Source organism: Flavobacterium sp., assembly GCF_044373165.1.
GTDB lineage: Bacteria > Bacteroidota > Bacteroidia > Flavobacteriales > Flavobacteriaceae > Flavobacterium.
Genome location: NZ_JBILQL010000145.1, coordinates 1 through 3,077 on the forward strand (window position 1 = coordinate 1; position 3,077 = coordinate 3,077).

Below are 3,077 nucleotides of genomic sequence, written 5' to 3' on the forward strand. Positions count from 1 at the left end.
GGCAATCAAGCCGGACAATTGGTTTCTAAAGGAAAAGCTTCCTTGGGCACGCATTTCAGAGTCGGCGCTTTGACGAATTTGCAAGTCGCCAACTATTTCGACATTCATTCCACCTTCATTTCAGTCTTAGCCACCGAGAACAATACCACCATTAACTTTAGTGATTTCGGGACCGACATTCAACCGGTTAACAGCGGTACCGGAGATGCACCTTTCAGCATAGTACTCAACAGTGGCGAAAGTTATGTGATGACTGTACAAGGACCACACGATCCGAATCGTGCCGGACTTATAGGCGCGCTTGTTACTTCAGACAAACCCATTGCCTTGAATTGTGGCTCCTTTGGAGGCAGTAATGCACAGGGAAATCTTGACTTGGGCTTTGATCAAATTGTTCCCCTAGAAAGAATTAGCAATACAGAATACATTTTTATAAAAAGTACCGGTATAGATGCCGTGGAAACAGTACTCTTAGTAGCCGATACAGACAATACCGAAGTGTTTTTATCCGGTGCAACCACACCCAATTTCACCATCAATGCCGGAGATTATTTGGTGTTAGACGGTTCTAATTTTGATGCCGCGGGAAATTTGTACGTTCAAACCAGTCAAAAGGTATTCGCTTACCAAAGCATAGGTGATAACGGTGCTACCGACCAGCGCAATCAGGAATTGTTCTTTGTACCGCCACTGAGCTGTCAAACCCCAAGAATCATTGATAATATTCCTGCAATTGATTATGTAGGTTCTCGTCAATTTACCGGAAGAGTAACTATAGTCACCAAAGTTGGTGCTACTCTGAGTTTTGTTATCGATGGCACTCCCTACTCTTTGGCCGCTTTATCCGTTATCGCCAACGTAAACGGTCCGACTGCAGTTCAAGGGAATGTTGACTATGAAACTTATGTTATCACCGGACTAAGTGGAAATGTTTCTGTTTTCTCAACCCAAGAGTTATATTTGGCTGCTTACGGTTCCAGTGGCGCTGCTACTTTTGGGGGTTACTACTCGGGATTTACTTTTGAACCCGAAGTTTCTTTCACGCAATTGGATCCTAACCAATTAAGCTGTATTCCCAATACGGTACTTTCGGTTAATACATTGAGTCCGTTTGACACGTTTCAGTGGTATTTTAACGGCAATCCTATAGTCGGTGCCACCAACAGCAGTTATACACCTTCGGCTTTGGGCCCAGGATATTACTATGTTTCTGCTACCATATCAAGTTGTACCTTACCTATCAATTCTAATGAAATCCCGGTAAGTTCTTGTCCGACTGATGATGAAAATGATGGTATCATCAACAACGTAGATGCTGATAATGATAACGACGGAATTACCAACTGTACTGAATCTTATGGCGATTTGGGAGTCAATCTAACCAATACTAACTTGGGGTCTGTGTTTGTGGGAGACTATATTAATCCTTTTATTGGAAGTTTGAGTTTTACAGGCACCGGAACACCGTCGGCTACTCCGATTACAGGTGATGCATCGGGAAACTTTGTCACTGAAGCTGCCACCGGAAAAAACAATAGTGTAAGTTATACCGCTACTTTTAACAATCCAATCAGCATGGCAGTGGAATATTCTACAATAGCTGCTAGCAGTGATTACTTTACGGCATCGACTGAATTCAGAATTAAATGCCCGATTAACAAAACACTTACCGTATTAAATCCTAATGACCAAATTCTAATTGACACCAATTACGATGGCATTTTTGAAAGTGGTGTTACCCAATATTCTTCTTTTGAAATTCGATTCCGCTTGAATGACAACATTGCTTTACCTCCTGGTACTGGCACATTTTCTATCAAAGGAAACTTAATCAATTCGATTACAATTACCAACATTAATTTAGTGGATTCCAACAGCAGTAGAGCTGCCTTGCGTTTGATTGCAACTTGTGTCCTTAAAGATTCTGACAATGATGGCGTACCGGATCAAAACGATTTTGACAGTGATAATGATACGATTCCTGATTATGTAGAATCGCAAGGTGTTAACTTCACCGCATTATCCGGAGTAGATGCAAATCGCGACGGGATAGATGATATTTTTGGAGCAGGAATCACACCCGATGATGAAGACAATGACGGCGTTCCTAACTATTTGGATATGGACAGCGATAACGATGGGATTTTCGACATCATCGAATCGGGAAGTCCGAGTAACAGCAACAATACCAATGGAATAACCACAAGCCCGGTTGGAAGTAATGGTATTGCCAATTCGTTAGAAACTAATCCGGATAGTGGCACAATCAATTACACTGTAGCAGATACAGATGGCGATGGTATTTTCAACTATGTAGAATTAGACAGTGATGATGACGGATGCTTTGATGTTACGGAAGCCGGATTTACAGACGAAAACAGCGATGGTATTCTAGGTGACACACCGGTAACCATGGCCGGAGAAGGTTTAGTATTAAGCGCAAGCGGCTACGGTGTTCCCAATGGAAATTACACTATTTCAGCACCAATTTCCATTTCGGTACAACCGCAAGATGTGACAACCTGTGAATTACAATCGGCTGTATTTACACTAACGTCTGTAGCAGTAGATAGCTATTTATGGCAACTGTCTACCGATAATGGCTTGACTTGGACAAACTTGACCAATAATTCAACTTACAGTGGCACTACTACAGCAACATTAACAGTTTCGAATGTTTCACCGGCTATGGTGGGCTACCAATACCGTGTTTTTCTGAATAAAAACGGTAACAGTTGCGGATTGTATTCTGATGCGGCCATACTAACAACTTATGCTTTACCTGTAGTTACTACTCCTATTTCCCTCAAACAATGTGATGATGATACCGATGGTATTTCCATATTCAACTTAACGCAAAAAAACGATGTGATTTCGGCGAATTATCAAAATGAAACCTTTACTTATTTCACTTCTCTTAATGCGGCTGAAAACGAAATCACTACGGCACAAATCACCAATCCTATCGCCTACACTTCCGGTAACGCTAGTGTTTATGTTAGGGTAGAAAACAACAATGGCTGTTACCGAGTAGCTCGAATTGACATCGTAGTTTCGGTAACACAAATTCCGCCCAG

Annotated in this window: 1 protein-coding gene; it reads left to right on the top strand. The window is 41.8% G+C overall.

Annotated features, from left to right (window positions below):
• Positions 1-3,077, top strand: a 3,077-nt coding sequence (locus tag ACIQ32_RS11825) for a gliding motility protein (protein ID WP_396195883.1), incomplete at both ends; no start/stop codon positions are given.